The sequence below is a fragment of the Streptomyces sp. NPDC012474 genome (genome assembly GCF_042955185.1).
Taxonomy (GTDB): Bacteria; Actinomycetota; Actinomycetes; order Streptomycetales; family Streptomycetaceae; genus Streptomyces; species Streptomyces cahuitamycinicus.
Genome location: NZ_JBIBEP010000001.1, coordinates 255,888 through 282,286 on the forward strand (window position 1 = coordinate 255,888; position 26,399 = coordinate 282,286).

Consider the following 26,399-nt stretch of genomic DNA (forward strand, 5'->3'; position numbering starts at 1 on the left):
GGGTGAGTGACGGGACTTGAACCCGCGGCATCCTGGACCACAACCAGGTGCTCTACCAGCTGAGCTACACCCACCATGACCGGCTTGGAGGTCAGTGACTTCCCTGACCGGCCGAGAAAAAGTGTACAGGGTCCGAAGGGGTGCTCGCGCCCGGCTTTCGCGGCGCCCCTCGACGGGGCCCCGGGCGGCCTTACTGAGCAGGCAGAACGTGCTTCGCCGCGATCGTCCTCGCGGTGTCCGAGTCGGGCCCGGGCTGCGGGACGAACACGGCCTCGCGGTAGTACCGCAGCTCCGCGATCGACTCGCGGATGTCGGCGAGCGCACGGTGGTTGCCGTTCTTCTGCGGGCTGTTGAAGTACGCCCGCGGGTACCAGCGGCGGGCCAGCTCCTTGACCGACGACACGTCGACGATCCGGTAGTGGAGGTAGCTCTCCAGCGTCGGCATGTCGCGCAGCAGGAAACCGCGGTCGGTGCCGACGGAGTTCCCGCACAGCGGCGCCTTGCCCGGCTCCTTGACGAACTCCCTCACGTACGTCAGGACCTGGTCCTCGGCGTCCTTCAGGGTGGTTCCGGCGGCGAGCTCTTCGAGCAGCCCGGAGGCGGTGTGCATGTGACGCACCACGTCCGGCATCGTCTCCAGCGCCTGCTCCGGCGGCCGGATGACGATGTCCACGCCCTCCCCGAGCACGTTCAGCTCGGAGTCGGTCACGAGGGCGGCCACCTCGATGAGCGCGTCGTCCGACAGCGAGAGGCCGGTCATCTCGCAGTCGATCCACACCATGCGATCGTTCATGTGTCTAACCTTACGGCCCGCCGCCACCGGCCGGGCCGCCCGTGCCGGGAAAGCCGAGGGGCCCGCGAGGAGACGTGCTCCTCGCGGGCCCCTCGGCTACCGCATCAGGGCGCGCTGCGCTGCCCGGGCAGGCTGGCCGACAGGGCCGGGGACTGGCCGACCGCGTTCGCCGCCGCCGTGCGGCGGGACTGCAGCGGCACCGGGTGCTCCGGGTGGAGCGGGGTCGGTGCCTGTCCGGGCTGGCCCGGGTGCCCGGCGTGACCCGGCATGCCGGGCCCGTGGCCGCCCGGGGCGCTCTCGGTGTCCTGGGGCCGCTCGCCCTGCGGGCGCCGGGCGCGGTAGGCGGCCCGGTACGCGGCCGGGGACGAGCCCAGCTGGCGGCGGAAGTGCCCGCGCAGGGCGACCGGCGACCGGAAGCCGCAGCGCCCCGCCACCTCGTCCACCGAGTAGTCCGACGTCTCCAGCAGGCGCTGCGCCTGGAGCACCCGCTGCGTGATCAGCCACTGCAGCGGGGCGCTCCCGGTCAGCGAGCGGAAGCGGCGGTCGAACGTACGCCGGCTCATGTACGCGCGTGCCGCCAGGGTCTCCACGTCGAACTGTTCGTGGAGGTGCTCCAGCGCCCAGGCGACGACCTCGGCGAGCGGGTCGGCGCCGATCTCCTCTGGTAAAGACCTGTCGAGGTAGCGCTCCTGCCCGCCGCTGCGGCGCGGCGGCACGACGAGCCGCCTGGCCAGGGCCCCGGCCGCCTCGTTGCCGTGGTCCGTGCGCACGATGTGCAGGCACAGGTCGATGCCCGCGGCGGTACCCGCCGACGTCAGCACGTCGCCGTCGTCGACGAACAGCTCGCGCGGGTCCACGTGCACCGACGGATAGCGCTTGGCCAGCGTCGGTGCGTACATCCAGTGTGTCGTCGCGGGGCGGCCGTCCAGCAGGCCCGCCGCCGCGAGGACGAAGGCGCCGGTGCACAGCCCGACGATGCGGGCGCCCTCCTCGTGGGCCCGGCGCAGTGCGTCGAGCGCCTCGTCCGGTGGCGGAGAAGTGATCGAACGCCAGGCCGGTACGACGACCGTGCCCGCGCGCGAGATCGCTTCCAGGCCATGTGGTGCGGTGAGTTCGAGTCCCCCGGTGGTCCGTAGCGGACCGTCCTCGCCCCCGCACACCAGCAGTCGGTAGCGCGGTACGCCGGCGTCCTGGCGGTCAACCCCGAACACCGACAGCGGTATGGAACTCTCGAAGATGGGGCCGCCGCTGAACAGCAGCACCGCGACGATCTCCTTGCGGCGTCGCCCGGAAAGTTTCCGGGCCGCGGCTTCCGGCGCGGCAGTGGAGTCGTGGCTCATACTGCTAAGCCCCCCTCGGTGGTCGCGGCTCCTCGGTTGTGTCGCTCCTGCACGTTTCCCCTCGGTCCTGCACGAGTCCCCCGCCGTAGACAGTCAAGATCGAATCTACTGTGTCCCGTCGTGCCGGAGTGGCCGGTTCGGCACTCGGCACATTGTCGACTTGGCAACTTGGCGTGAAGCATTCGATCACGAAGCGTTGCACTCGTGGGGCGTGCAGGGAAGTGCGCCTTGTCGCAGTGGCCAATCCACGTAGGGTGCGCGGACCCCCTGAGGCCCTTTCCGTGCAGGTCGAACGGGGGTTGGGGGGTGGAGGGAGCAGGGGATGCACAGGGGCGTGAAGTTGGCTGAAAAGTGACGTGCGCGTGCGCTGAAACCGGTCAGCCGACCGGTGTATCTCCCCCGGTGTGCCGTCCGCCACGGTGGGACCCGGTTCCGGTGCGGTGGCGCCGGCCCCGGTGGGGTGCCCGGTCCTCGGCCGCGAGCCGCGCCGCGCCGCGCTCCGACTGGCGCAGCAGGACCCGGCAGGCGCCCGTGACGGCCGCCAGCCCGAGGGCCGTGCCGGCGGCGCCGGCCAGAGAGGCGCCGTAGCCGAGGAGCACCACCGGGACGAGCAGGCAACTGAAGGCAGCCCAGCGAACCACATCCGTCGCGGTGTCCCGCGGCGGCGGGGTCGCGCGGTCCGCCTCGGCGGCGGGGCGGGGTCCGGACATGCGTGCTCCCTGGGGCGTGACTCTCCGGGTTCAACGCGTGGCGGCGGCGTCGGTCACTGGCTGCCCGGATGACCTCCTCAGGTCAGTGAATCCCGTGCAAACCGCCTGTACAGCGCAGCAACCATTGCGTTACGGGCGGTGCCTCGTGCATGCTCCCTGGAACCCACACGCACCGTGAGCGGGATCTGGGCCAAGGAGGCGTGCCGCCGTACCCTTGGGGGTATGGGGGTGGGAAGACCATTCCCGGACACAGCTCCGCCGCACACTGTTGTCCCCCATATAAGGATCACAACGCCGAGACAGCCATGGCCGGTCACGAATTCTTCGAACCAGCGGACCGCAAGCGGCCCGTCGCCGATCACACGGCGGCCGAGCCCCTGGCGGCGGAAGAGTCACGCCATTCCTGCGACCCCGCCTTCAAGCACGGGGTCGTCGTCGGCTTCGACGGCTCCATGTCCAGTGAGCGCGCCCTGGCGTACGCGATCGGCATGGCCCATCGCTCCGGCTCGGGCCTGATCATCGTGCACGTCGCCAACCGGCTGCCGACCACGGTGTGGGCCGGCTGTGAACCGCCCGTGTTCGTGGACGTGCCGGACCACCGCACCGAGGTGCTCGGTCTGGAACTGGCGTGTGCGGACTACCTCGCCGAGGTGCCCTGGATCCTGGTCGAGCGCGGCGGGGACATCTGCCACGAACTCGAAGAGGTCGGCCGGGAGTACGAGGCCGACGCGATCGTCGTCGGGTCCACCCACGGTCTCGTGGGCCGCATCTTCGGCTCGGTCGCCGGGCGGCTCGCCAAGCGGGCGCAGCGGCCCGTCATCGTCATTCCCTGAGCGTTCAACTCCCCTCGTGCCCCCGTGAATCTACTCACGCGTAGAGGTGTTTGTGCCCTTGTGAAGGGCATATACGGAACACCGCACAACTGCACAAGCACGAAGGGAGCCCGCCGTGGACAAAGACGTCTCCGCGGGAAACGGAATCACGACCGTGGCCGGTCGACTCGCCCTGGGAATCACCCTGTTGGCCTTCGGGCTGGGGCATACCGCCGTGATCGACGGTGTGTCGGCCGCTGACGCCGCGTCAATCGCCCAGTACGTGGGCGGCATCGCGCTCTTCGTCGCGGGGCTGGTGGCCCTGCGGGAGGGTGACGCCGCCGGTGGCACGGCGTTCTCGGTTCTCGGGGCGCTGTGGTTCACCTGGGCCGTGTCCGACGGTGCCTCCGGCAACGGAGCAGGGATGTTCCTGCTGTTGTTCGCCCTGATGGCGCTGTCCATGACGCTCGCGGGCGGGGAGCAGCTCGGTCAGGTGATGTACGGGCTGTTCTTCGTCGCCCTGCTGCTCATGGCGGTCGCCGAGTTCGCCGGCAACGGCGGGCTCACCAAGGTCGGCGGCTGGTTCGCCGTCGCCGCGGGCGCGGTGGCCTGGTACGCGGCGACCGCGGCGCTGGCGCACTGGCCCACGGTGATTCCGCGACGCGCTGCCGGCCGGGGCGTGACGGCCACCGGTTAGCTGCGCGGGCCGGGGGGTTGGGCGGCTTCCCGGCGACTGAGACGGACCCCCCGTGCCATGGTGGCAGCACGTCGGGGTCCGTCCTCTCTTTGCGCCTAAACCGGCGCCGCTCTCGCGGACGTGGTTGCTCGCCGCGGTGGTCCCTCAATTATCGCTTCGGTGGTCAGGGGTTTGCTATTCAACCGTCACCGACTTGGCGAGGTTGCGCGGCTTGTCGATGTCGCGGCCCAGGGCCAAGGCCGTGTGGTAGGCGAGGAGTTGGAGCGGGATGCCCATCAGGATCGGGTCCAGCTCGTCCTCGTTCTTCGGGACGACGATCGTCTCGTCGGCCTTCTCCTGGTGCTGGTGGGCCACCGCGAGGATCCTGCCGCTGCGGGCCTTGATCTCCTCCATGGCGGCGCGGTTCTTCTCCAGCAGGTCGTCGTCGGGGACGATCGCGACCGTCGGCAGGGCCGGTTCGATCAGGGCCAGCGGGCCGTGCTTGAGCTCCGAGGCCGGGTAGGCCTCCGCGTGGATGTAGGAGACCTCCTTGAGCTTCAGGGAGGCCTCGCGGGCCACCGGGTAGCCCCGGACGCGGCCGATGAAGAGCATCGAGCGGGCCTCGGCGAACTGCAGGGCCAGCTTCTTGACGTCCTCCTCGTGCTCCATGATCTCGGCGATCTGCGTGGGCAGCTTGCGCAGGCCCTCGATGATGCGCTTGCCGTCGCGGACCGAGAGGTCACGGGTGCGGCCCAGGTGCAGGGCGAGGAGGGCGAAGGCGACCGTGGTGTTGGTGAAGCACTTGGTGGAGACGACGCAGACCTCGGGGCCGGCGTGCACGTAGATGCCGCCGTCCGCCTCGCGGGCGATCGCCGAGCCGACCACGTTCACCACGCCCAGGACACGCGCGCCCTTGCGCTTCAGCTCCTGTACGGCGGCCAGCACGTCGTAGGTCTCGCCGGACTGGGAGACCGCGACGTAGAGGGTGTCGGGGTCGACGACCGCGTTGCGGTAGCGGAACTCGGAGGCCGGCTCGGCGTCGGCGGGGATGCGGGCCAGCTCCTCGATCATCTGGGCGCCGATCATGCCCGCGTGGTACGAGGTGCCGCAGCCGAGGATCTTCACGCGGCGGATCCGCCGGGCCTCGCGGGCGTCCAGGTTCAGGCCGCCCAGGTGCACGGTGGAGAAGCGGTCGTCGATGCGGCCGCGCAGCACGCGGTCCACGGCGTCGGCCTGCTCGTGGATCTCCTTGTGCATGTAGGTGTCGTGGCCGCCCATGTCGTAGGAGGCGGCCTCCCACTCGACGGTGGTGGGCTCCGCCGTGGTGCGGGTGCCCTCCGTGGTGTAGGTGCGGAAGTCGTCGGCCTTGAGGGTGGCCATCTCGCCGTCGTCGAGGGTGACGATCTGGCGGGTGTGGGCGACCAGCGCGGCGATGTCGGAGGCGACGAACATCTCCTTCTCGCCGATGCCGAGGACGACCGGGGAGCCGTTGCGGGCGACGACGATCCGGTCGGGGAAGTCGGCGTGCATGACGGCGATGCCGTACGTGCCCTCGACGAGCCGGAGGGTCTCGCGGACCTTGTCCTCCAGCTTGGGTGCCTGCGCGCGGGCGATGAGGTGGGTGAGGACCTCGGTGTCGGTCTCGGAGAGGAACTCGACGCCGTCCGCCTCCAGCTTGCGGCGCAGGTCGGAGGCGTTGTCGATGATGCCGTTGTGCACGACGGCGACCTTGTTGTCGGCCGACATGTGCGGGTGGGCGTTGACGTCGGACGGGGCGCCGTGGGTGGCCCAGCGGGTGTGGGCGATGCCGGTCGTGCCCTTGAAGCGGGCCGGGACCTTGGCCTCCAGGTCGCGGACGCGGCCCTTGGCCTTGACCATCTTCAGGCCGGACGTCTTCGGGGACGTGACGACGATCCCCGCGGAGTCGTAGCCGCGGTACTCCAGCCGCTGGAGGCCCTCCAGGAGGAGGGGCGCGACATCACGCTTCCCGATGTAACCGACGATTCCGCACATGTATACGTATTCCTAGCCGTAGACGATGCGCCGCAGCTGCCGGAGCGAGAGCTCCGGCGGGGCCACCGCGCGGTATTTGAGGTCCGCCTCGATCCGTTCGAAGATCGCCGCGTTGACCAGGCCCTGGGCCTGGAGCTCGCGGTGGCGGCGACGGACGTATTCCTCGGTCGTCTCGTCGAAGTAGGCGAGCACGTCCTGGATCACACGCAGCGCCTCGCCCCGGCCGAGGGCCGTGGACCGCGTCAGATGATCAACGAGTTCGTCGTGCACTCGCTAGATCTTGGGGTACCGGCGGCACTTTCGCAAGAATTCTGCCCGTTTTCGGGCAGGTGCCTGTGGGTGGGGTCACAACCACCACCTGCGAGCGCACCGACGTGATCAAGGGGAACAAGGTCACCAAGAAGCTCCCGATCGGCGGCACGGCCTACCCCGAGACCGACGGCGTGGTCTATGTGACGGCCGGTGCGGCGGGCCGCAGCCTCTACGCGTTCAGCGCCCCGCTGTCGCACGAGGGCAACGAGCACGACGTGGACTCCGTGGCCTCGTTCGTCAACGTCAAGGGCGGCAAGCAGAACGAGACAGTGGCATGGTCCCGGGTGCGCCACCGAGCTTCATTCGCAGTGCATCGGGCTTCAGCCCGGTGGTGAAGCGAATCTCGTGACGGCGGCGCGGAGCGTCGCGGTGTCGTTCCGGCGGAGCCGGACACCGCGTCATGGGGGTGAGGTGGGGAACGGGTGTTCCCGGCGACATCGAGTGGTGTGTGTTCGTACGATCATCGAATGCAGCTTCGGTACGCCTTCCGCCTGTACCCGGAGCCCGGTCAACGCGCCGCGTTGGCCAGGGCGTTCGGGTGTGCACGGGTGGTGTTCAACGACGCGGTACGGGCCCGGGAGGACGCCCGCACCGCGGGCCTGCCGTTCCCGAACGCGGCCGAGCTGTCGAAACGGCTGATCACCCAGGCCCGGCACACGGCCGAGCGCTGCTGGCTGGGTGAGGTCTCCTCGGTGGTGCTGCAGCAGTCTTTACGGGATGTGGAGGGCGCGTACAAGAACTTCTTCGCCTCCCACAAAGGGGAGCGCAAGGGGAAGCGGGTGGGTGCGCCGCGTTTCAAGTCGCGTAAGGACACCCGGCAGTCGATCCGGTTCACCGCCAGCGCCCGCTGGAAGATCGCCGAGACGGGGAGGCTGTCCCTGCCGAAGATCGGTGACGTGAGGGTCACGTGGTCGCGGGTCCTGCCCGCCGTGCCCTCCAGTGTGACGGTGATCCTGGACTCGGCGGGGCGGTATTTCGCCTCGTTCGTCATCGACACCGATTCCGAAACGGACCGGGCGCGCTGGAATGAGCCGGAGCCAGGCAGCGCCGTCGGCATCGATCTGGGGCTCACACACTTCGCGGTCCTCTCCGACGGGACGAAAATCTGTTCCCCACGGTTTCTGCGCCGCGCGGAGAAGAAGCTGAGGAAAGCCCAGCGGGAGCTGTCCCGCAAACAGAAGGGATCGAAGAACCGGGCCAAGGCCCGCTCGAAGGTCGCCCGTGCTCACGCGGCCGTGGCTGACGCGCGCAAAGAGTTTCACCACCAGCTCTCCACTCAGTTGATTCGCGAGAACCAAGCGGTCGCGGTGGAGGATCTGGCGGTCTCGGGACTGGCGCGCACCTGTCTGGCGAAGAGTGTGCATGACGCGGGCTGGTCGCAGTTCGTGGCCATACTTCAGTACAAGGCGCAGCGATACGGGCGGGCCTTCGTCAAGATCGGCCGGTTCGAGCCCACCAGCCAGGTGTGCTCCACCTGCGGGCATCGGGACGGACCCAAACCCCTGCACGTACGGGAATGGACCTGCCCCGCCTGCGGCACCCTCCACGACCGCGACCACAACGCCGCGATCAACGTCAAACAGGCCGCCGGACTGGCGGCATCGGCCTGCGGAGCGCCGGTAAGACCGGGACTCGTCCCGGCACAGCGCGAAGAAACAGGAAGCCATGGAACCCCCACCCGAACCTGTGCCGCGTAGCGGCACAGCAACAGGTGAGGACGGCCAGAATCCTCGGGCTTCAGCCCGAGGAGCATGTCAAATGCGCTTGAGGACCGCCTGCTTGGCGAGGGCGAACTCCTCGTCCGTCAGCACGCCCGTGCGGTGCAGATCACCGAGCTCGCGCAGGCGGCGCAACAGGGCGTCGTGATCGTCCTCGGCGGACGCGACCGGAGCGGAAGGCAGCTCCGGTCGTGCGTCCACCGGGTCGTCGGCGGCCCGGGCCGGGTGCGGAAGCCTGGCCTGGACCGCCGCCGCGACCAGTGCCATCAGCGGGTCCTTCCTGAAGCCCCACAGCTCCACGGCGTTGGGGTCGTACTTGGGCGGGGCCTTGGTGGGCGCGTGCCGCACGGTGAAGCGCAGATGGCCGTTCTCCAGGCCGGCCGCCGGGTGCCACTCCACGCCCGTGATGTCGGCGAGCGCGAGCGTGCGGGAGCCAGCGGCGGCCTTGGCGTCCTCCGTCTTCCAGTTCCACTCCAGGCGTATGCGCTCACCGTCGAAACCGGCGGTGCCGTCCCCGGCGGAGACCGACAGGGGGACGGAGGGGCCCGGCAGCAGGTACGTGTCGACCGGCCCGGCGGGGACCTGGTCCAGGAGCAGCGCGTTGCGGACCTCGTCCGTGAAGTACTCGGCGACCCCGTAGCGGTCGGACTCCACGATCAGCTGGTACGGGTCGTGGGGCTCGGTGAGCCGGCCGCCGGTGGCGTGCAGCAGCGGGTCGGCACCGTCGCGCAGCCGGAGCCTGAGGCGCCCCGACTTCTTGCCCTGCTCCAAGGAGATACCGGCCAACGCCCCTAACGGCACGACCAGTTCACCCAGCTCCTTGCGCAGCAGGCTGACGTTCTTGTCCCGTCCTGGTGTCAGCCGCAGTGCGTCCCCGTCGAAGGCCCATGTGCCGTCCTTCTGGATGATTTCCACCATGGGCTGGATTGTTCCACCTGCCTCGCGAGAGAGTGGTCCAGACCTCTTGGAGCTCAACGGCTCGTGAAGGGACACGTTTGTGGAAGATGGCCGTGTGAGACAGCACCGCAGAACGCTCCGCCTGCTCGGTTCCCTGCTGCTGGTCGCGATGACCGCCTCGGTGACCGGCGCCGCTCCCGCACCGGCGGCATCGCCCACCCCGCTCGACCGGGTGGTCCCCGCCCCCGCCTCCGCCGACCCGGGCGGATCCCCGTACCGGATCACCCGCGGCACGCACATACGGGTCGACGGTTCCAGGGAGGCCCGGGGCGTCGGCGAGTACCTCGCGAGGATCCTGCGCCCCTCGACCGGCTACCGCCTCCCCGTCACCGCCCAGGGCGCGGGCGGCATCCGGCTGCGCGTCGCCGAGGGCCCGTTCGGCGCCGAGGGGTACCGGCTCGACAGCGGCCGGGGCGGCGTCACCATCACCGCCGCCCGGCCCGCCGGCCTCTTCCACGGCGTGCAGACCCTGCGCCAGCTCCTCCCGGCGGCCGTCGAGAAGGACTCCGTCCAGCCCGGCCCGTGGCTGGTCGCGGGCGGCACGATCACGGACACCCCCCGTTACGGCTGGCGCGGCGCCATGCTCGACGTCTCCCGGCACTTCTTCACCGTCGACCAGGTCAAGCGCTACATCGACCAGCTGGCCCTCTACAAGATCAACAAGCTGCACCTGCACCTCAGCGACGACCAGGGCTGGCGCATCGCCATCGACTCCTGGCCGCGCCTGGCGGAACACGGCGGCTCGACGGAGGTCGGCGGCGGCCCCGGTGGCTTCTACACCAAGGCCGACTACAAGGAGATCGTGCGCTACGCCGCCTCCCGCTACCTGGAGGTCGTGCCCGAGATCGACATGCCCGGCCACACCAACGCGGCCCTCGCCTCCTACGCCGGCCTGAACTGCGACGGTGTGGCACCGCCGCTCTACACCGGCACGGAGGTCGGCTTCAGCTCGCTGTGCGTCGGCAAGGAGATCACGTACGACTTCGTGGACGACGTGATCCGGGAACTCGCCGCGCTCACGCCGGGCCGCTACCTCCACATCGGGGGCGACGAGGCGCACTCCACCAGCCATGAGGACTACGTCAGGTTCATGGAGCGGGTGCAGCCGATCGTCGCGAAGTACGGCAAGACCGTGGTCGGGTGGCACCAGCTGACCGGGGCGACCCCGGCGAAGGGGGCCCTCGTCCAGTACTGGGGTCTGGACGGGACCAGCGCCGAGGAGAAGGCGCGGGTCGCGAAGGCCGCACAGAGCGGGACCGGGGTGATTCTGTCCCCGGCGGACCGGGTGTACCTCGACATGAAGTACACCGAGGAGACGCCGCTGGGGCTGTCCTGGGCGGGGTACGTCGAGGTGCGGCGGTCGTACGACTGGGACCCCGGGGCGTATCTGGCGGGGGTGCCGGATGGTGCGGTGCGGGGCGTCGAGGCGCCGATGTGGTCGGAGACCCTTGAGAACTCCGAGCACATCGAGTTCATGGCGTTTCCGCGGTTGCCGGGCGTTGCGGAGCTGGGGTGGTCGCCGGCCGGTACGCATGACTGGGAGCGGTACAAGGGGCGGCTTGCTGCGCAGGCTGAGCGGTGGGATGCGCTGGGGATCGAGTGGTATCGGTCGCCGCAGGTTCCGTGGGGTGCCGCCGGGCGGTGATGTCTCTGCGGGCCGGTGGGGGCTGGTTGCGCAGTTCCCCGCGCCCCTGAAGGTGCGCAGTTCCCCGCGCCCCTGAAAGGCGCGCCCCGCGCCCCTGAAAGGCGCGCCCCTGAGGCGAATGACGGGCACCCCGGAGGACCGTACTCCGGGGTGCCCGTCTGTCTGTGGGTCAGAACTCCGCGATCGGGTTCTTCAAACTGCCGACCAGCTGGAGGGCGCCGGACGGGTCCGACAGGTCGACCATCTGTTCGTTGTTGCGGAGTTGGAGGCGGTTGAGGCAGGAGAGGGCGAACTCGGGGGCGAACATGTCGTACTGCTCGAACTTGTCGGCCAGTCCGGGCATCGAGTCCTGGTAGGCACGGGTGACCTCGGCGACCGTGCGCCAGAAGTCGTCCTCCTCCAGGATGCCCTCGGTGGCGAGGTGCGCCGCGAGGAAGCGGAAGAAGCAGTCGAAGACGTCCGTGAAGATCGACAGGAGCTTCTTGTCCTCCGGGACCTCCACGCGCAGCCGCTCCACCGCCGGCGGCAGCACCGCGTCCGGGTCCATGACCGCGATCTCCTCGGCGATGTCCTTGTAGATCGCGCGCTCGACGACCCCGTCCTTCAACACGAGGATGACGTTCTCCCCGTGCGGCATGAACACCAGGTCATAGGCGTAGAAGCTGTGGAGCAGGGGCGTGAAGTAGGCCTGGAGGTAGCGGCGCAGCCACTGCTTCGGCGTGAGGCCCGACTGCTCGATCAGCGCGCCCGCCACGGACGCCCCCTGGTGGTCGACATGGACCAGGGACGCCATGGTGGCCAGGGACTCGCCCTCCTCGAGGGACGGCACCGGGCTCTCCCGCCACAGCGCGGCGAGCATCTTGCGGTAGGGCGAGTAGCGGTCCGTCGCCTGCTCGTACTCCAGGTGCCGGTAGCCGACGGCCGCCCGCTCCCGGATGATCGACAGGCCCGTGGACCGCAGCACCGGGTCGCCCTCGATGAGCTGGGCCAGCCAGTCGTTGATCGCCGGGGTCGCTTCCATGTAGGCCGCCGACAGACCGCGCATGAAGCCCATGTTGATGACCGACAGGGCGGTTTTGACGTAGTGCTTCTCCGGGCTGGTCCTGTTGAAGAAGGTCCGGATGGACTGCTGGGCCAGGTACTCGTCGTCGCCCTCGCCCAGGCACACCAGGTGCCTGCGGGCCACCTCGGCGGCGAAGGTGACGCTGAGCTTGTTCCACCACTGCCAGGGGTGGACCGGGATGAACAGGTAGTCGGCCGGGTCCAGGTCCTGGTCGCGCAGGACGCCGTGGAAGCGCTCGACGGTCTCCGCGCCCAGTTCCTCGCGCAGGAACGACTCGTACTCGATGCCGACACCGGCCGTGAACGCGGCCCGGGACCGGTGCGCGGCCAGCCACACCAGCCGGACCGGGCTCGCCGTCTCGGGTGCGTACGACAGGTACTCGTGGATGCCGAAGCCGAGCCGCCCGTTGTTGGCGACGAAGCAGGGGTGCCCCTCGGTCATGCCGGTCTCGATGGCCTGGAAGTCGCCGCGAGCGAGTTCGGCCGCCGTGATGTCCGGCTTGGTGAGCTTGTAGCAGGTGCCGGAGAGGGTGGAGGAGATCTCCTCCAGGTACACCGGCAGGATGTCGTCGCTCAGGCCCAGGGACTTCTGCAGTTCGATGAAGAAGTCGAGGGCTGCGAGCGGGAGTTCGGCGCCGTCCCGGTTCCGGGTGATCGACTCGGCGTCCACCTGCCAGTGGTCGAGGGCCCGGCGGGCCGCCGAGAAGCGGTAGCTCGTCAGGCCGTCGTCGCTGCGGACGACGTACTGCTCCCCGTCCTCCTCGGGGGTGATCAGCCGCTCGTGCGCGAACTCGGCGAGGGCCTTGCGGATCAGGAGGCGGTTGGCCCGCGCCCAGCGGTGGGGGGACAGGTGCGCCACGGCGTCGGACAGGGTCATACGGCTACTCCTCGGGCGGCCAGGAACTGTGCACGCGTGCAGAAGCTCAGCAGCGCGCGCTTCTCCGGCTTGTCGATCTCGCGCTCTGCCAGGAAGCCGACGGCCTCGTTGAGCGCATGGACTGCCTTGTTGCTCACGTCGGGCTCCACCACGACCCGGCGGGTGCGCGGGTCGGCGAACAGCTCGTCCATCACGGCGGTGATGACGGCCTTGGTGAAGCCGTGGATCGGCCGGTCGGTCGGCGCGACCAGGAAGTGCATGCCGACGTCGCCGGGCTCCGGGTCGTACAGCCCGGTCAGCTCGACGTACCGGGGGTCGTACTTCTCCATCAGGAACGCCGGCCGGCCCTCGTGCAGGCCCAGGTAGGCGTGGTGGTGCTCGTGGGCGGCGATCCGCATGTACTCGCGTTCGACGTCCTGGAGTTTCGCGTCCTGCATCATCCAGTAGGCCGCCTTGGGGTGGGTGACCCAGGAGTGCAGCAGCTCGGCGTCCCTCAGGGGGTCGAGGGGGCGGACGGTGAGCGTTCCGATGCCGGTGGTGGCGCTCATACGGCGAACTCCTGGAACGCGATCGCCTTCTCCACCGGGTAGTACTCGCTTCCGAGCAGCTCGCGGATGATGTACGCGTTCCGGTACGGGCCCATGCCCAGGTCCGGGCTGGTGATGCTGTGCGTGTGGACGCCGGCGTTCTGCAGGAAGATGCCGCGGCCCGTGACGTCGACGGCGTAGTTGCGGGCGACGTCGAAGTTGCCGTGGGAGTCGTAGACCAGGCGGTCCTTGACCGGGGCCAGGAACTCCGGCTCGGTGTACCGGTAGCCGGTGGCCAGGACCAGGCCCTGGGAGTCCAGCTCGAACTCCTTGCCCTGTTCCTCCTGGCGGAAGCCGAGCGTGTACGTGCCGTTCTCGTAGCGCGCGCTGGTCAGGGCGGAGTTGGTGAGCAGCCGGGTGGGGACGGGGCCGCCGAGGTTCTTCTGGTACAGCAGGTCGAAGATCTCGTTGATGAGGTCGCCGTCGATGCCCTTGAACAGGCCCTTCTGCTCGGCCGTGAGACGGTAGCGGGTCGCCTCGGGCAGCTCGCGGAAGTAGTCGACGTACTCGGGGGACGTCATCTCCAGCGTGAGCTTGGTGTACTCCAGCGGGAAGAAGCGCGGGGAGCGGGTGACCCAGTTCAGCCGGTAGCCGTGGACGTCGATCTCGCCGAGCAGGTCGTGGTAGATCTCGGCGGCCGACTGGCCGGAGCCGACCAGCGTGATCGAGTCCTTCTTCTGCAGCTCCGCCTTGTTGTCCAGGTAGCGGGAGTTGTGGGAGAAGTCGCCGCCCAGGCCCTGGCAGGCCTCGGGTATGTGGGGCGGGGTGCCGGTGCCGAGGACCAGGTGACGGGCCCGGTAGGTGTCGCCGGCGGTGGTCCTCACGACGTAGAGCTCGTCCTCGTACGTCACCTCGGTGACCGTGGTGCCGAAGCGGATGCTGCTCAGTTTGCCCGCGGCCCAGCGGCAGTAGTCGTCGTACTCGACGCGCAGCGGGTAGAAGTTCTCGCGGATGTAGAACGAGTACAGCCGGCCCTTCTCCTTCAGGTAGTTCAGGAAGGAGTACGGGGACGTGGGGTCGGCGAGGGTGACCAGGTCCGACATGAACGGGGTCTGGAGGTGGGCGCCGTCCAGGAACATGCCCGCGTGCCACTCGAAGCCGGGCTTGGACTCCAGGAAGACGCCGTCGAGCTCGTCGATCGGCTCGGTCAGGCAGGCCAGGCCGAGGTTGAAGGGGCCGAGCCCGATCCCCACGAAGTCATGGGTTCTGGTCGGGTGTTCAGGACGCGCGGTCAAGGGACTCTCCCAGGTACTGCTCGGCGTGGCCGGCGATCAGGTCGAGGACGGCGGCGATGTCGGACGCCTGCGTCTCGGGGTTGAGCAGGGTGAACTTCAGGTAGTGGCGACCGCCGACCTTGGTGCCCGCGACGATGGCGTCACCGGAGGCGAACAGGGCCTTGCGGGCGTAGAGGTTGGCGCGGTCGATCTCCGAGGGGTCGGTGACGGCCGCCGGGATGTAGCGGAAGACGAGGGTGGACAGGCTCGGCCGGACGACCACGTCGAAGCGCGGGTCGGCGGCGATCAGCTGCCAGCCCTCCCGAGCCAGGTCGCACACCTCGTCGAAGAGCTGCCCGATGCCGTCGGCGCCCATGGTCCGCAGGGTCATCCACAGCTTGAGGGCGTCGAAGCGGCGGGTCGTCTGCAGGGACTTGTCCACCTGGTTGGGGATGCGCTCCTCCACCATGCGGCGCGGGTTGAGGTACTCGGCGTGGTAGGTGGCGTGGCGCAGGGTGGCGGCGTCCCGCACGAGCACGGCCGATGAACTCACCGGCTGGAAGAAGGACTTGTGGTAGTCGACGGTGACCGAGTCGGCGCGTTCGATGCCGCTGATGCGGTCCCGGTGCCTCAGGGAGGCGAGCAGGCCGCAGCCGTACGCCGCGTCGACGTGCATCCAGGTGCCGAACTGCTCGCACAGCTCGGCGATCTCGGGCAGCGGGTCGATGGAGCCGAAGTCGGTGGTGCCGGCGGTGGCGACGACGGCCATGGGGACGAGGCCGTCCTGCTCGCAGCGTTCCAGCTCGCGGGCGAGTGCGACGGTCTGCATGCGCTTGTCGTGGTCGACGGGTATGGAGACCACGGCGTCCTGGCCGAGGCCGAGCAGCTTCGCGGACTTCTTCACGCTGAAGTGGCTGACCTCGGAGGCGAAGATGCGCAGGTCGGCGAGAGTGTCCGTCTTGGCCTCCTCGCGGGCGAGCAGGAGTGCCTGGAGGTTGGACTGGGTGCCACCGGAGGTGAACACGCCGTCGGCGGCCGGGCCGAGGCCGATCCGCTCGGTCGTCCAGTCGATCAGTTTCCGCTCGATGAGCGTGCCGCCGGCCGACTGGTCCCAGGTGTCGAGGGAGGAGTTGACGGCGGACAGGACGGCCTCGCCGAGCACGGCCGGGATGACGACCGGGCAGTTGAGGTGGCCCAGGTAACGGGGGTGGTGGAAGTAGATCGCGTCCCGGAGGTAGACGTCCTCCAGTTCGTCGAGTACCGCCGTGGTGTCGTGCAGCGGCTGGTCGAGGTCGATCTCGTCGATGCGCGGGGCCAGGGCGTCGACGGTGATGCCGGTGAACGGCCGGTCGGTGGTGGCGAGTTTGGCGGCCACCCGCTCGACTCCGTCGGTCACGGAGCGGCGGTACTGCTCCGCGGTGGTGTCGTTGAGCAGGTGCGAGCGCATGTGGGGGTCCTCCGGTGGGGACAGTCCGGTGTGGGACGGGGTGGGCTGGTCTCCGGCGTCCAATACTTAGGTAAGGCTAACCTAAGTTGATCGAGGGTTCGGCAGGCCCTGCCGTGATCGTGGTCACTCGTGTCACTTCGGTGATGGCGGCGCTGCGGCTATCCCTCGGCCCGCAGCTGCTCCTCGCTGACACCGCGGCGCCAGTAGCCGACGAACGTCACCCTGCGGCGGTCGATCCCGCGCTCGCGCACGAAGTGCCGGCGCAGCTCCTTCACGCACGCGGACTCGCCGGCGATCCAGACGTACGGCCGCTCGGCGGACGGCAGACGGGCGGCGCGGAGGGCGTCGAGGGCCATGGGAGCCCCCTCGGCGCTCCGCTCCTCCCTGACGAGCCAGGTGATGTCGGCGTCGGCCTCGGTCACCAGGTCCTGGATGTCGCCGGCGTGCGGGACCTCCAGCCAGACCCGGGCGCGGGTGCCGGCCGGCAGTGCCTCGACGATGGCCGAGGCGGCGGGTACGGCGGTCTCGTCGCCCCAGACGATGACGAGATCGGTGTCCTCGGGTGGCCGGAAGCGGATCGCCCGGTTGTCGGCCACCGCCGGGCCGAGCAGCAGGACCCGGTCCCCGGCGGCGGCCCGGGCGGCCCAGCGAGAGGCCGGTCCTGCCTGGACCGCGGCGCCCGGCTCGATGCCGTGCAGGGCGAAGTCGACGTCGATCTCGTCCGGGTCCCGGCGCAGACCGCGCAGGGTGTACGACCGCATCACGGCCCTGACGTCCTCCGGGAGTTCGCGCCACCCCTGCCACCAGCCGTCCCCCAGTTCGAGCGGCACGACCGGCTCGGGCTGCCCGGGGTGCGGCAGGAACAGCGACAGGGACTGGTCGTGCCCGTCGGAGTGGAAGGCGTGCAGATCCGGCCCGCCGAAGGTGACACGGACCAGAGACGGCCCGAGCCGCCTCGTCCGCACGACCTGGAGGGAGAAGAAACGGAACGGGGCGGCTACGGCGGTGGTCACGTGCGGCTCCTGGACGTCAGGAAGGGGGAGGGGGTCAGTCCCTGGGCGGGTCAGGCGACCTTCTTGGCGGACTCGATGGCCTTCGCGAGGTTCTCCACCAGCGGCGTGCACTTGTCGTACGACAGGATCGGCTCGGGGGAACGCGAGATGACCTGACCGGCCTTGACCGCGGGCAGCTTCTTCCAGGTCGCCTCGGTGATGTCGGCCGGCTGGATGGTCGAGGCGCGGTCGTCCATCATGATGATGTCCGCCGGGTACTTGTCGACGTTCTCCCAGCTGAGGTTCTCGAACCAGCCGCCGTTGGCCTCCATGGCCTTCTTCGGAGGCTCGACGAGGTTCACACCGAGGGCCTTGAAGTACTCCAGGTCGATGGAGAAGTTGGAGCCGGAGACGTAGAAGATGGCGTCCGAGGCGGAACCGGCCAGCACCTTGATCTCGGGGCGGGACTTGGCGGCCTTGCGCAGCCGCTCGGAGGCGGCCTCGAAGCGCTTCTTCGCCTCGACGGTCTTCGCGGCCTTCAGGTCGGCGCCGAGGGACTCGGCGAGTTCGGCCATGCGCTGCAGCGGCTTCGGCATCTGACGGTCGAAGACCGAGAGGGCCACGCTCGGGGCGAGCTTGGCGATCTTGTCCTTGGACGTCTCCGGGACGTACCAGAGGGTGCCGGCGGCGTCGAACGTGGTGGTGATGAGCACCTCGGGCTGGAAGGCCGCGTACTGCTCGACGTTGAACTGGTCGAACCGGTTGCCGAAGACGGTCAGCTTGCTGACGTCCATGTCGCCGGCCTGGACGTCGGCCTTGCCGTCCTTCGTTTTGGTCGGGCCGAAGACGCCCTCGACCGTGATGCCGTAGTCGTGCAGGGCGGCGGCGACACCGGTGAACGCGGCGATCTTCGTGGGGACCTGGTCCAGGCTCACGGTCTTGCCGCGGTCGTCCTTGAAGGACCACGGGCCGGACTTGGCGGCGCCCTTCGCGTCCGAGCCGCCGTCCTTGGAGTCTTCACTGCCACACGCGGTCACGAGGGCGCCGAGCCCGAGAGCGCCACCGGCGGCGAGCAGGCCGCGGCGGGAGTAACGGGCGGTTCTGGCGTTCGACATGACGGGATCTGCTTTCGTGCGTACGGAGCCACTGCGGGCACGGCTTGCAGCCGCTTGGCTGAGATCAGAATTAGGTTAGCCTAACCTCAGATCGTGTCCAGGAGGGCCCTCGGCTGGGTGCCCGGAGGAGGCGTCGACATGCGAACGGGCGCAGTGATCCGAGTCACTGCGCCCGTGCGACCGAGGGCCTCCGGCCCCGCATCCGTCCCTCAGCCCACCAGCCCCAACTCCCGCGCGATCAGCATCCGCTGGACCTCGCTCGTGCCCTCGCCGATCTCCAGGATCTTGGAGTCTCGCCACATGCGGGCGACCGGGTACTCGTTCATGAAGCCGTAGCCGCCGTGGATCTGGGTGGCCTCGCGGGCATTGTCGACGGCCACCGTCGACGAGTGGAGCTTCGCCAGGGCCGCTTCCTTCTTGAAGGGCGCGCCGGTCACCAGGCGGGCCGCCGCGTCGCGCCAGGCGAGGCGGGACGTGTGGGCCTTCATCTCCATGTCGGCGATCTTGAACTGGATCGCCTGGTTCGCGGCGATCGGCTTGCCGAAGGCGTGACGCTCCTTGGCGTACTTGACCGACTCGTCGACGCAGCCCTGCGCCAGGCCCGTCGCCAGGGCCGCGATCGCGATGCGGCCCTCGTCGAGGATGCGCAGGAACTGGGCGTAGCCGCGGCCTTCCTCGCCCAGGAGGTTCGCCGCCGGGACGCGGACGTCCGTGAAGGACAACTCGCGGGTGTCCGAGGCGTTCCAGCCGACCTTGGAGTAGGGGGCCGCGACCGAGAAACCCGGGGTGCCCGACGGGACGATGATCGAGGAGATCTGCGGCCTGCCGTCGGGCTTGCGGCCGGTGACCGCCGTGACCGTCACCAGGCCCGTGATGTCCGTGCCAGAGTTGGTGATGAAGCACTTCGTGCCGTTGATCACCCACTCGTTCGTCGACTCGTCCAGGCGCGCCGTCGTACGGGTCGCGCCCGCGTCGCTGCCGCCGTCCGGCTCGGTCAGGCCGAACGCGCCGAGCACTTCGCCCGAGCAGAGACGGGGGAGCCACTCCTGCTTCTGGGCCTCGGTGCCGTAGAGGTGGATCGGCATCGCGCCCAGTGAGACTCCGGCCTCCAGGGTGATCGCCACCGAGGAGTCCACCCGCGCCAGTTCCTCCAGGGCCACGCCCAGCGCCAGGTAGTCGCCGCCCATGCCGCCGTACTCCTCGGGGAACGGCAGACCGAACAGACCCATGCGGCCCATCTCCCGGACGATCTCGTACGGGAACTCGTGCCGCTCGTAGAAGTCGCCGATCTTCGGCGCCACCACCTCGTGCGCGAACTCCTCGACCGTACGGCGGAGTTCCTCCAGTTCGGGGGAGAGACGGTAGTCCATGGTGATCAGTGCTCCTCGGTGTCCTCGTGGGACAGGGCTCGGACGGTGCGGGACGGGCTGGGTCGGCCCAGGTGGGCGGCCATCCACGTGCTCGTGGCGACGAGGCGGCCGAGGTCGATTCCGGTGTCGATGCCGAGGCCCCGCAGCATCCACACGAGGTCTTCGGTGGCGAGGTTGCCCGTCGCCGACTTCGCGTACGGGCAGCCGCCCAGGCCGCCCGCGGAGGCGTCGACCGTGGTGACGCCCTGCTGGAGCGCCGCGAGGGTGTTGGCCAGGGCCTGTCCGTAGGTGTCGTGGAAGTGCACGCCGAGGGCGGTGGGCGGGACGCCCGCCTCGTCCAGGGCCGCGAGGAGCGCCACCACGTGGCCCGGCGTCGCCACGCCGATCGTGTCGCCCAGGCTCAGTTCGTCGCAGCCCATGTCCAGCAGGGCCCGGCAGACCTTCACCACCTGGGGGATCGGAACCGCGCCCTCCCACGGGTCGCCGAAGCACATCGAGAGGTAGCCGCGGACGTGCACCGACTCCGCCTTCGCACGGGCCACCACCGGCTCGAACATCGCCAGCGCCTCGTCCACCGTGCGGTTGAGGTTGGCCTTGGCGAAGGACTCCGTCGCGCTGGCGAACACCGCGACCCGCCGGGCGCCCAGTGCCAGGGACCGGTCGAGGCCCCTCTCGTTCGGGACGAGGACCGGGAGCGCCACCGGGAGGTCGCTGACGAGAGGGAACAGCTGCTCCGCGTCCGCCAGCTGGGGGACCCACTTGGGGTGGACGAAGCTCGTCGCCTCGATCGTGGTCAGGCCGGCGTCGGCCAGACGGCGGATGAACTCCGCCTTGACCTCCGTGGGGACCGTCGCCTTCTCGTTCTGCAGGCCGTCGCGGGCGCCGACCTCGTGGATGCGGACGCGCGTGGGCAGGTCCCTGCTAGGGACGGCCATCGGGAGCCCTGGGACCGTCATTCCGCCGCCTCCTCGTGCGGTGCGATGACCGCCAGCACCTGGTCCATGGCGACCGTGGTGCCGGGTGCCACGTCCAGCTCGGTGACCTTGCCCGCGTGCGGCGCCGCGATGACGTGCTCCATCTTCATCGCCTCCACCACCAGCAGGCTCTGACCGGCGCTCACCTCGTCGCCGACGGCGACCTTCACCACTGTCACCGTGCCGGGCATCGGCGCGGTCAGCGAGTCGGCGCCCCCGTGGGCGGCGCGGGTGAGGGACGCGGCGACCGGGTCGTGGTCCCGGACGTGCCACGCGTCGCCGTCACGGCCGAGCCAGTCGGCGGCGCGGTGGAAGGTGTGGCGGACGCCGTCGAGTGTCACGGCGACCCGGTCGTCGGTGACCGTGGCCGTGCCGCGCGGGGTGTACTCCAGGGCCTCCTGCACCCGCAGGTGGAAGGCGGCCGGCTTCGGTGCGCCGCCCAGGCGCCAGCCGCTCGGCACCGAGAAGGGGTCCGTCCAGCCGCCCGGCTCCGGCCTCAGGGCTTCCAGACGTACGGCCGCCGCCGCCTCGTACACCTCCTCCGGTACGTCCGTGGGGACCAGGCCGTCCACCTCGCGCTCGACCAGACCGGTGTCCATGTCGCCGGAGACCACCGCCGGGTGGGCGAGCAGGCGGCGCAGGAAACCGGCGTTCGTCTGCACCCCGAGCGTGACCGTCCCCGCCAGGGCCGCGCGGAGCTTGCGCAGGGCCGTCGCACGGTCGGGGCCGTAGGCGATGACCTTGGAGAGCATCGGATCGTAGAGGCTGCCGACCTCCGTGCCCTCGGTGAGGCCCGAGTCGGTGCGGACGCCGTCGCCCTGCGGCTCGCGCAGCCTGAGGACCGTGCCGCCGGAGGGGAGGAAGCCGCGGGCCGGGTCCTCGGCGCAGATGCGGGCCTCCACCGCGTGACCGGTCAGCCGTACGTCCCCCTGGGCGAAGCCGAGCGGCTCGCCGGCCGCCACCCGCAGCTGCCACTCCACCAGGTCCAGGCCGGTGATCAGCTCCGTGACCGGGTGCTCCACCTGGAGGCGGGTGTTCATCTCCATGAAGTAGTACGACGACGGGTCGGTGCCGGGGACGATGAACTCCACCGTGCCCGCGCCCCGGTAGCCGCAGGAACGGGCCGCCTGGACCGCCGCCTCGCCCATCGCGGCACGCGTCCGTTCGTCGAGGAGCACGCTCGGCGCCTCCTCGATGATCTTCTGGTGGCGGCGCTGGAGGGAGCACTCGCGCTCGCCCAGGTGGACCACGTTGCCGTGGCCGTCCGCCAGGACCTGGATCTCGATGTGGCGGGGCCGGTCGATCCAGCGCTCCACCAGGAGGGTGTCGTCGCCGAAGGAGGCGCGGGCCTCCCGGCGGGCCGAGGCGATCTCGTCCTCCAGCCGGGTGAGGTCCCGCACCAGGCGCATGCCCTTGCCGCCGCCGCCCGCGCTGGGCTTCAGCAGGACGGGCGCGCCGAGCGCGCGGGCCGCCTCGGCCAGATCCGGGTCGCGGCCGCCGGGCACGACCGGCACTCCGGCCGCCTGCACCGTCTCCTTGGCGCGGATCTTGTCGCCCATGAGCGCGATCGCGTCCGCCGGAGGGCCGATGAAGACCAGGCCCGCCTCGGCGCAGGCACGCGCGAAGGCGGCGTTCTCCGCGAGGAAGCCGTAGCCGGGGTGGACGGCCTGGGCGCCCGTGCGGGCCGCGGCCTCCAGCAGGCGCTTCACCGACAGATAGCTCTCGGACGCGGGAGCCGGGCCGATCCGGACCGCCGTGTCCGCCTCGCGGACATGCCGGGCGTCGGCGTCCGCGTCGGAGAAGACGGCCACCGAGCGCACGCCCATCGACCGCAGCGTACGGATCACCCGTACGGCGATCTCGCCGCGGTTGGCCACCAGTACTGTCTCGAACATCGTCGTCCGTCCCCTCACATCCGGAAGACGCCGAACTGGGGATCACCCAGGGGCGCGTTGGCGCACGCGGTCAGGGCCAGGCCCAGGACCTGACGGGTGTCCAGCGGGTCGATCACACCGTCGTCCCAGAGGCGGGCCGACGCGTAGTAGGCGTTGCCCTGGCGCTCGTACTGGGCGCGGATCGGGGCCTTGAAGGCGTCCTCCTCCTCGGCGGGCCAGGACTCGCCGCGCCCCTCCAGCTGGTCCCGCTTGACGGTCGCGAGGACCGAGGCGGCCTGCTCGCCGCCCATGACCGAGACCTTGGCGTTCGGCCACATCCACAGGAAGCGGGGGGAGTACGCCCTGCCGCACATGGAGTAGTTGCCCGCGCCGTACGAGCCGCCGACCACGACCGTCAGCTTCGGTACGCGGGTGCAGGCCACCGCCGTGACCATCTTGGCGCCGTGCTTGGCGATGCCGCCCGCCTCGTAGTCCCTGCCGACCATGAAGCCCGAGATGTTCTGGAGGAACACCAGCGGGATGCCGCGCTGGTCGCACAGCTCGATGAAGTGGGCGCCCTTCTGGGCGGACTCGGAGAACAGGATGCCGTTGTTGGCGACGATGCCCACCGGGTGGCCGTGGATCCGGGCGAAGCCGGTGACCAGGGTCTGGCCGAACTCCGACTTGAACTCGGCGAAACGGGAGCCGTCGACGACCCGGCCGATGATCTCGCGCACGTCGTAGGGGGTGCGGGAGTCGACCGGGACCGCGCCGTAGAGGCCGTGCGGGTCGACCTTGGGTTCCGTCGCCTCGGTGACCTCCCAGGGGAGCGTCCCGCGCGCGGGGAGTGTGGAGACGATGGTGCGGACGATGCGCAGGGCGTGCGCGTCGTTCTCCGCGAGGTGGTCGGTGACGCCCGAGACGCGGGAGTGGACCTCGCCGCCGCCGAGCTCCTCGGCCGTGACGACCTCGCCCGTGGCCGCCTTCACCAGGGGCGGGCCGCCCAGGAAGATGGTGCCCTGGTTGCGGACGATCACCGCCTCGTCGCTCATCGCCGGGACGTACGCCCCGCCGGCCGTGCACGAGCCGAGGACGGCGGCGATCTGGGGGATGCCGGCGCCGGACATGCGGGCCTGGTTGTAGAAGATGCGGCCGAAGTGGTCGCGGTCGGGGAAGACCTCGTCCTGCATGGGGAGGAAGGCGCCTCCGGAGTCCACCAGGTAGACGCAGGGGAGGCGGTTGTCGAGGGCGACCTCCTGGGCGCGGAGGTGCTTCTTGACCGTCATCGGATAGTACGTGCCGCCCTTGACCGTGGCGTCGTTGGCGATGACCACCGTCTCGCGGCCGCTGACCCGGCCGATGCCGGCGATGACTCCGGCGGCCGGGGCCTGGCCCTCGTACATCCCGTCGGCCGCGAGCGGGGCCAGCTCCAGGAACGGCGAGCCCGGGTCGAGGAGGGTGTCCACACGGTCGCGGGGGAGCAGCTTGCCGCGCGCGGTGTGGCGGGCGCGGGCCTTCTCGCCACCGCCCTGCGCGGCGGCGGCGAGCTTGGCGCGCAGCTCCGCCACGAGGGTGTGGTGCGCCTCCTCGTTGGCCCGAAAGGCCTCCGACGCGGGGTCTGCCGCGCTCGTGAGCTCCGGTGCCTCGTGCATCCTGCGGGTCCCCTCACCTTGTTAATGAGCGTTAACGCATTTCCTTCAGGTTAACGACCGCTAACCTCCCTGTCTAGAATTGATTTCATGGCCACGAGAACCGACGCCCCCACCCGACGCGAGCAGATCCTCAAGGAGGCTGCCCGGCTCTTCGCCGAGCGGGGCTTCCATGGGGTCGGGGTCGACGAGATAGGCGCCGCGGTCGGGATCAGCGGACCCGGGCTGTACCGGCACTTCGCGGGCAAGGACGCGATGCTCGCGGAGCTGCTGGTGGGGATCAGCGGGCAGTTGCTGACCGGGGCGAAGCGGAGGCTGGCGGAGGCGGACGGGGGTGGGGCGGAGGGGGTGCTCGACTCGCTGATCGAGGGGCATATCGACTTCGCGCTCGATGACCGGCCCCTGATCACCCTGCACGACCGGGAGCTGGATCGCCTGCGGGACAGTGACCGGAAGATGGTGCGGCAGCTGCAGCGGCAGTACGTGGAGCTGTGGGTTGGGGTCGTTCGGGAGGTGTACCCGGGGCTGGGGGAGCCGGCCGCCCGGTCGGCCGTGCACTCGGTGTTCGGGCTGCTGAACTCGACGCCGCATCTGGGCAGGGGCGGGTCGCTGCCCGGGCGGGGGGCTACGGCGGAGCTGCTCCACCGGATGGCCCGGGGGGCGTTCGCCGCGGCGGAGGTTCAGGGGGCCTTTGCCCACCCACCCGCCCGCCCATGACTGTCGGCCAGAGGCCGGGCTCGCCCCGGGGCTCCGCCCCGAACGCCGACGGGTTTCGCCCGAACGCCTGCGGGGGCTTAGCCCCCTGTGCCCCCGGCGTTTCCCACCCGCCTGGAACGGTCAAGCCGGCGGCCGGCCACGCCCCGAGGTTGCGCCCCGAACCCCGGCGTGGGTTCTGACCCGGACCCCGGCGGGGCTTCGCCCCCCTGCGCCCCGAGGGATCTCGCCCCCGCCCGGCGGCCCCCGGCGTGACGAGCGTTACCCCGACCACCCCGGCTCCACCCTGGACGTGTCTCGATACTCGCCGGTATCTTTGGCTGAGCAAGCGCTTAGACATGCGAAGTCGTGGAGGTGGCGGCGTGCGCCGTACGGTGTTCAACGAGGATCACGAGGCGTTCCGGGAGACCCTTCGCGCCTTCATCGAGGCCGAGGTCGTACCCGTGTACGACGAGTGGTTCGCAGCGGGCCAGGCGCCCCGTGACTTCTACTACAAGCTCGGTGAGCTGGGCATCTTCGGCATCAACGTCCCCGAGGAGTTCGGCGGAGCTGGTCTGGACAGCCACAAGTTCGAGGCCGTCCTCTACGAGGAGACCGCTCGAGCGGGCGTCGCCTTCGGCGGCTCCGGCGTGCACGTGCTGCTTGCCCTGCCGTACATCAAGATGCTCGCCACCGACGAGCAGAAGAAGCGCTTCCTCCCGAAGTTCGTCAGCGGCGAGGAGATGTGGGCCATCGCCATGACGGAGCCCGGCACCGGCTCCGACCTCGCGGGCATGAAGTCCACCGCCAAGCTGAGCGAGGACGGGACCCACTACGTCCTCAACGGCGCCAAGACCTTCATCACCGGCGGCGTGCACGCCGACCGCATGATCGTCTGCGCCCGCACCTCCGCCCCGACCGCCGAGGACCGCCGCCACGGCATCTCCCTCTTCGCCGTGGACACCAAGTCCGAGGGCTACTCCGTCGGCCGCAAGCTCGACAAGCTCGGCCTGAAGACCTCCGACACCGCCGAGCTGGCGTTCGTCGACGTCAAGGTGCCCGTCGAGGACCTGCTCGGCGAGGAGAACAAGGGCTTCTACTACCTCGGCCACAACCTGGCCTCCGAGCGCTGGGGCATCGCCTTCGGCGCCTACGCCCAGGCCAAGGCCGCCGTCCGGTTCGCCAAGCAGTACGTCCAGGACCGCACCGTCTTCGGCAAGACGGTCGCGTCCTTCCAGAACACCAAGTTCGAGCTGGCCGCCTGCCAGGCCGAGGTGGACGCCGCCGAGGCCGTCGCCGACCGCGCGACCGAGGCCCTGGACGCCGGCGAGCTCACCCCCGCCGAGGCCGCCTCCGCGAAGCTGTTCTGCACCGAGGTCGCCCACCGCGTCATCGACCGCTGCCTCCAGCTGCACGGCGGCTACGGCTTCATGAACGAGTACCCCATCGCCCGCCTGTACGCGGACAACCGCGTCAACCGCATCTACGGCGGCACCAGCGAGATCATGAAGTCGATCATCGCGAAGAACATGGGGCTGTGAACCGGCCGTAGTCATTGGCCGGTACAAC

General features: G+C 70.1%; 22 protein-coding genes, 1 tRNA gene and 1 pseudogene. 7 read left to right on the plus strand and 17 right to left on the minus strand.

The window, feature by feature from the left end; all coding sequences use genetic code 11:
* Position 1: 1 nt before the first annotated feature.
* From ACFY9S_RS01125 to ACFY9S_RS01140, 4 genes are all read right to left on the minus strand, one after another.
* A tRNA-His gene (locus tag ACFY9S_RS01125) sits at positions 2-74 on the minus strand.
* A gap of 116 nt (positions 75-190) precedes the next feature.
* On the minus strand, positions 191-793 hold the full coding sequence (gene orn, locus ACFY9S_RS01130) for an oligoribonuclease (RefSeq protein WP_391121131.1): 603 nt from the start codon (positions 791-793) through the stop codon (positions 191-193).
* Between the two features lie 104 nt (positions 794-897).
* Positions 898-2,133 (minus strand): helix-turn-helix domain-containing protein, encoded by a 1,236-nt coding sequence (locus ACFY9S_RS01135; RefSeq protein WP_391121134.1) that lies wholly within the window; start codon positions 2,131-2,133, stop codon positions 898-900.
* A 377-nt stretch (positions 2,134-2,510) separates the two neighbouring features.
* Positions 2,511-2,843, minus strand: coding sequence for a hypothetical protein (locus ACFY9S_RS01140; RefSeq protein ID WP_161366500.1), 333 nt, complete (start codon positions 2,841-2,843; stop codon positions 2,511-2,513).
* A 305-nt stretch (positions 2,844-3,148) separates the two neighbouring features.
* Between ACFY9S_RS01140 and ACFY9S_RS01145 the strand changes: the two genes are divergently transcribed.
* Both ACFY9S_RS01145 and ACFY9S_RS01150 read left to right on the plus strand, forming a co-directional pair.
* Positions 3,149-3,676, plus strand: coding sequence for a universal stress protein (locus ACFY9S_RS01145; protein ID WP_391121137.1), 528 nt, complete (start codon positions 3,149-3,151; stop codon positions 3,674-3,676).
* 115 nt (positions 3,677-3,791) lie between these two features.
* Positions 3,792-4,352 carry a GPR1/FUN34/YaaH family transporter gene (locus ACFY9S_RS01150; RefSeq protein WP_391121140.1) on the plus strand — a complete coding sequence of 187 codons (561 nt, stop codon included), beginning with the start codon at positions 3,792-3,794 and terminating at the stop codon, positions 4,350-4,352.
* A 174-nt stretch (positions 4,353-4,526) separates the two neighbouring features.
* On the opposite strand, the gene glmS is transcribed toward ACFY9S_RS01150, so the two are convergent.
* Positions 4,527-6,344: a glutamine--fructose-6-phosphate transaminase (isomerizing) gene (gene glmS, locus ACFY9S_RS01155; protein ID WP_391121143.1), complete on the minus strand. Its 1,818-nt coding sequence runs from the start codon at positions 6,342-6,344 to the stop codon at positions 4,527-4,529.
* Positions 6,345-6,356: 12 nt separating this feature from the next.
* On the minus strand, positions 6,357-6,614 hold the full coding sequence (locus tag ACFY9S_RS01160; protein WP_030838058.1) for a hypothetical protein: 258 nt from the start codon (positions 6,612-6,614) through the stop codon (positions 6,357-6,359).
* A gap of 73 nt (positions 6,615-6,687) precedes the next feature.
* On the opposite strand from ACFY9S_RS01160, the pseudogene ACFY9S_RS01165 reads away from it, so the two are divergent.
* Positions 6,688-6,949: pseudogene (locus ACFY9S_RS01165) on the plus strand (phosphoesterase); the annotation flags it as partial.
* 174 nt (positions 6,950-7,123) lie between these two features.
* Positions 7,124-8,353: an RNA-guided endonuclease TnpB family protein gene (locus ACFY9S_RS01170; RefSeq protein WP_391121146.1), complete on the plus strand. Its 1,230-nt coding sequence runs from the start codon at positions 7,124-7,126 to the stop codon at positions 8,351-8,353.
* A 57-nt stretch (positions 8,354-8,410) separates the two neighbouring features.
* Here ACFY9S_RS01170 and ACFY9S_RS01175 read toward each other — a convergent pair whose 3' ends face one another.
* Entirely contained in the window at positions 8,411-9,292 is an 882-nt protein-coding gene (locus ACFY9S_RS01175; RefSeq protein ID WP_391121148.1) for a DUF4429 domain-containing protein, read from the minus strand.
* 148 nt (positions 9,293-9,440) lie between these two features.
* Here ACFY9S_RS01175 and ACFY9S_RS01180 point away from each other — a divergent pair, with 148 nt between their 5' ends.
* Complete coding sequence (locus ACFY9S_RS01180) at positions 9,441-10,976, plus strand: family 20 glycosylhydrolase (RefSeq protein ID WP_391122884.1); 1,536 nt, start codon at positions 9,441-9,443, stop codon at positions 10,974-10,976.
* A 169-nt stretch (positions 10,977-11,145) separates the two neighbouring features.
* On the opposite strand, the gene ACFY9S_RS01185 is transcribed toward ACFY9S_RS01180, so the two are convergent.
* The 10 genes from ACFY9S_RS01185 to ACFY9S_RS01230 form a co-directional block, all read right to left on the minus strand.
* Positions 11,146-12,915 (minus strand): IucA/IucC family protein, encoded by a 1,770-nt coding sequence (locus ACFY9S_RS01185; protein WP_391121150.1) that lies wholly within the window; start codon positions 12,913-12,915, stop codon positions 11,146-11,148.
* Complete coding sequence (locus ACFY9S_RS01190; RefSeq protein WP_391121152.1) at positions 12,912-13,463, minus strand: GNAT family N-acetyltransferase; 552 nt, start codon at positions 13,461-13,463, stop codon at positions 12,912-12,914. The genes ACFY9S_RS01185 and ACFY9S_RS01190 overlap by 4 nt, the downstream gene beginning before the upstream one ends.
* Complete coding sequence (locus ACFY9S_RS01195; RefSeq protein WP_391121154.1) at positions 13,460-14,737, minus strand: SidA/IucD/PvdA family monooxygenase; 1,278 nt, start codon at positions 14,735-14,737, stop codon at positions 13,460-13,462. The genes ACFY9S_RS01190 and ACFY9S_RS01195 overlap by 4 nt, the downstream gene beginning before the upstream one ends.
* On the minus strand, positions 14,721-16,163 hold the full coding sequence (gene desA, locus ACFY9S_RS01200) for a lysine decarboxylase DesA (RefSeq protein ID WP_391121156.1): 1,443 nt from the start codon (positions 16,161-16,163) through the stop codon (positions 14,721-14,723). Before desA ends, ACFY9S_RS01195 begins: the two co-directional genes overlap by 17 nt.
* Before the next feature lie 158 nt (positions 16,164-16,321).
* Entirely contained in the window at positions 16,322-17,176 is an 855-nt protein-coding gene (locus ACFY9S_RS01205) for a siderophore-interacting protein (protein ID WP_391121158.1), read from the minus strand.
* Between the two features lie 50 nt (positions 17,177-17,226).
* Positions 17,227-18,270: an ABC transporter substrate-binding protein gene (locus tag ACFY9S_RS01210; RefSeq protein ID WP_391121161.1), complete on the minus strand. Its 1,044-nt coding sequence runs from the start codon at positions 18,268-18,270 to the stop codon at positions 17,227-17,229.
* A 209-nt stretch (positions 18,271-18,479) separates the two neighbouring features.
* Positions 18,480-19,640: an acyl-CoA dehydrogenase family protein gene (locus ACFY9S_RS01215; protein WP_391121164.1), complete on the minus strand. Its 1,161-nt coding sequence runs from the start codon at positions 19,638-19,640 to the stop codon at positions 18,480-18,482.
* A gap of 5 nt (positions 19,641-19,645) precedes the next feature.
* A complete protein-coding gene (locus ACFY9S_RS01220; protein WP_391121167.1) occupies positions 19,646-20,596 on the minus strand; it encodes a hydroxymethylglutaryl-CoA lyase in 951 nt (316 codons plus the stop codon).
* A complete protein-coding gene (locus tag ACFY9S_RS01225) occupies positions 20,593-22,509 on the minus strand; it encodes a biotin carboxylase N-terminal domain-containing protein (RefSeq protein WP_391121170.1) in 1,917 nt (638 codons plus the stop codon). Before ACFY9S_RS01225 ends, ACFY9S_RS01220 begins: the two co-directional genes overlap by 4 nt.
* Positions 22,510-22,523: 14 nt before the next feature.
* Positions 22,524-24,140 carry a carboxyl transferase domain-containing protein gene (locus tag ACFY9S_RS01230; protein ID WP_391121173.1) on the minus strand — a complete coding sequence of 539 codons (1,617 nt, stop codon included), beginning with the start codon at positions 24,138-24,140 and terminating at the stop codon, positions 22,524-22,526.
* Between the two features lie 87 nt (positions 24,141-24,227).
* Between ACFY9S_RS01230 and ACFY9S_RS01235 the strand changes: the two genes are divergently transcribed.
* Positions 24,228-24,854, plus strand: a complete 627-nt coding sequence (locus ACFY9S_RS01235) for a TetR family transcriptional regulator (RefSeq protein ID WP_391121176.1) — start codon at positions 24,228-24,230, stop codon at positions 24,852-24,854.
* Positions 24,855-25,213: 359 nt separating this feature from the next.
* Positions 25,214-26,371, plus strand: coding sequence for an acyl-CoA dehydrogenase family protein (locus ACFY9S_RS01240; RefSeq protein ID WP_102912870.1), 1,158 nt, complete (start codon positions 25,214-25,216; stop codon positions 26,369-26,371).
* Positions 26,372-26,399 lie beyond the last annotated feature (28 nt).

Bases quoted from the DNA above. Each gene is read 5' to 3' on its own strand.
- ACFY9S_RS01190 (WP_391121152.1), bottom strand. From the start codon at position 13,463: ATGAGCGCCACCACCGGCATCGGAACGCTCACCGTCCGCCCCCTCGAC.
- ACFY9S_RS01140 (WP_161366500.1), bottom strand. From the start codon at position 2,843: ATGTCCGGACCCCGCCCCGCCGCCGAGGCGGACCGCGCGACCCCGCCG.
- ACFY9S_RS01230 (WP_391121173.1), bottom strand. From the start codon at position 24,140: ATGCACGAGGCACCGGAGCTCACGAGCGCGGCAGACCCCGCGTCGGAG.
- ACFY9S_RS01185 (WP_391121150.1), bottom strand. From the start codon at position 12,915: ATGACCCTGTCCGACGCCGTGGCGCACCTGTCCCCCCACCGCTGGGCG.
- ACFY9S_RS01180 (WP_391122884.1), top strand. From the start codon at position 9,441: ATGACCGCCTCGGTGACCGGCGCCGCTCCCGCACCGGCGGCATCGCCC.
- ACFY9S_RS01145 (WP_391121137.1), top strand. From the start codon at position 3,149: ATGGCCGGTCACGAATTCTTCGAACCAGCGGACCGCAAGCGGCCCGTC.
- orn (WP_391121131.1), bottom strand. From the start codon at position 793: ATGAACGATCGCATGGTGTGGATCGACTGCGAGATGACCGGCCTCTCG.
- ACFY9S_RS01215 (WP_391121164.1), bottom strand. From the start codon at position 19,640: ATGGACTACCGTCTCTCCCCCGAACTGGAGGAACTCCGCCGTACGGTC.
- ACFY9S_RS01175 (WP_391121148.1), bottom strand. From the start codon at position 9,292: ATGGTGGAAATCATCCAGAAGGACGGCACATGGGCCTTCGACGGGGAC.
- glmS (WP_391121143.1), bottom strand. From the start codon at position 6,344: ATGTGCGGAATCGTCGGTTACATCGGGAAGCGTGATGTCGCGCCCCTC.
- ACFY9S_RS01135 (WP_391121134.1), bottom strand. From the start codon at position 2,133: ATGAGCCACGACTCCACTGCCGCGCCGGAAGCCGCGGCCCGGAAACTT.
- ACFY9S_RS01210 (WP_391121161.1), bottom strand. From the start codon at position 18,270: ATGTCGAACGCCAGAACCGCCCGTTACTCCCGCCGCGGCCTGCTCGCC.
- desA (WP_391121156.1), bottom strand. From the start codon at position 16,163: ATGCGCTCGCACCTGCTCAACGACACCACCGCGGAGCAGTACCGCCGC.
- ACFY9S_RS01225 (WP_391121170.1), bottom strand. From the start codon at position 22,509: ATGTTCGAGACAGTACTGGTGGCCAACCGCGGCGAGATCGCCGTACGG.
- ACFY9S_RS01170 (WP_391121146.1), top strand. From the start codon at position 7,124: ATGCAGCTTCGGTACGCCTTCCGCCTGTACCCGGAGCCCGGTCAACGC.
- ACFY9S_RS01235 (WP_391121176.1), top strand. From the start codon at position 24,228: ATGGCCACGAGAACCGACGCCCCCACCCGACGCGAGCAGATCCTCAAG.
- ACFY9S_RS01220 (WP_391121167.1), bottom strand. From the start codon at position 20,596: ATGACGGTCCCAGGGCTCCCGATGGCCGTCCCTAGCAGGGACCTGCCC.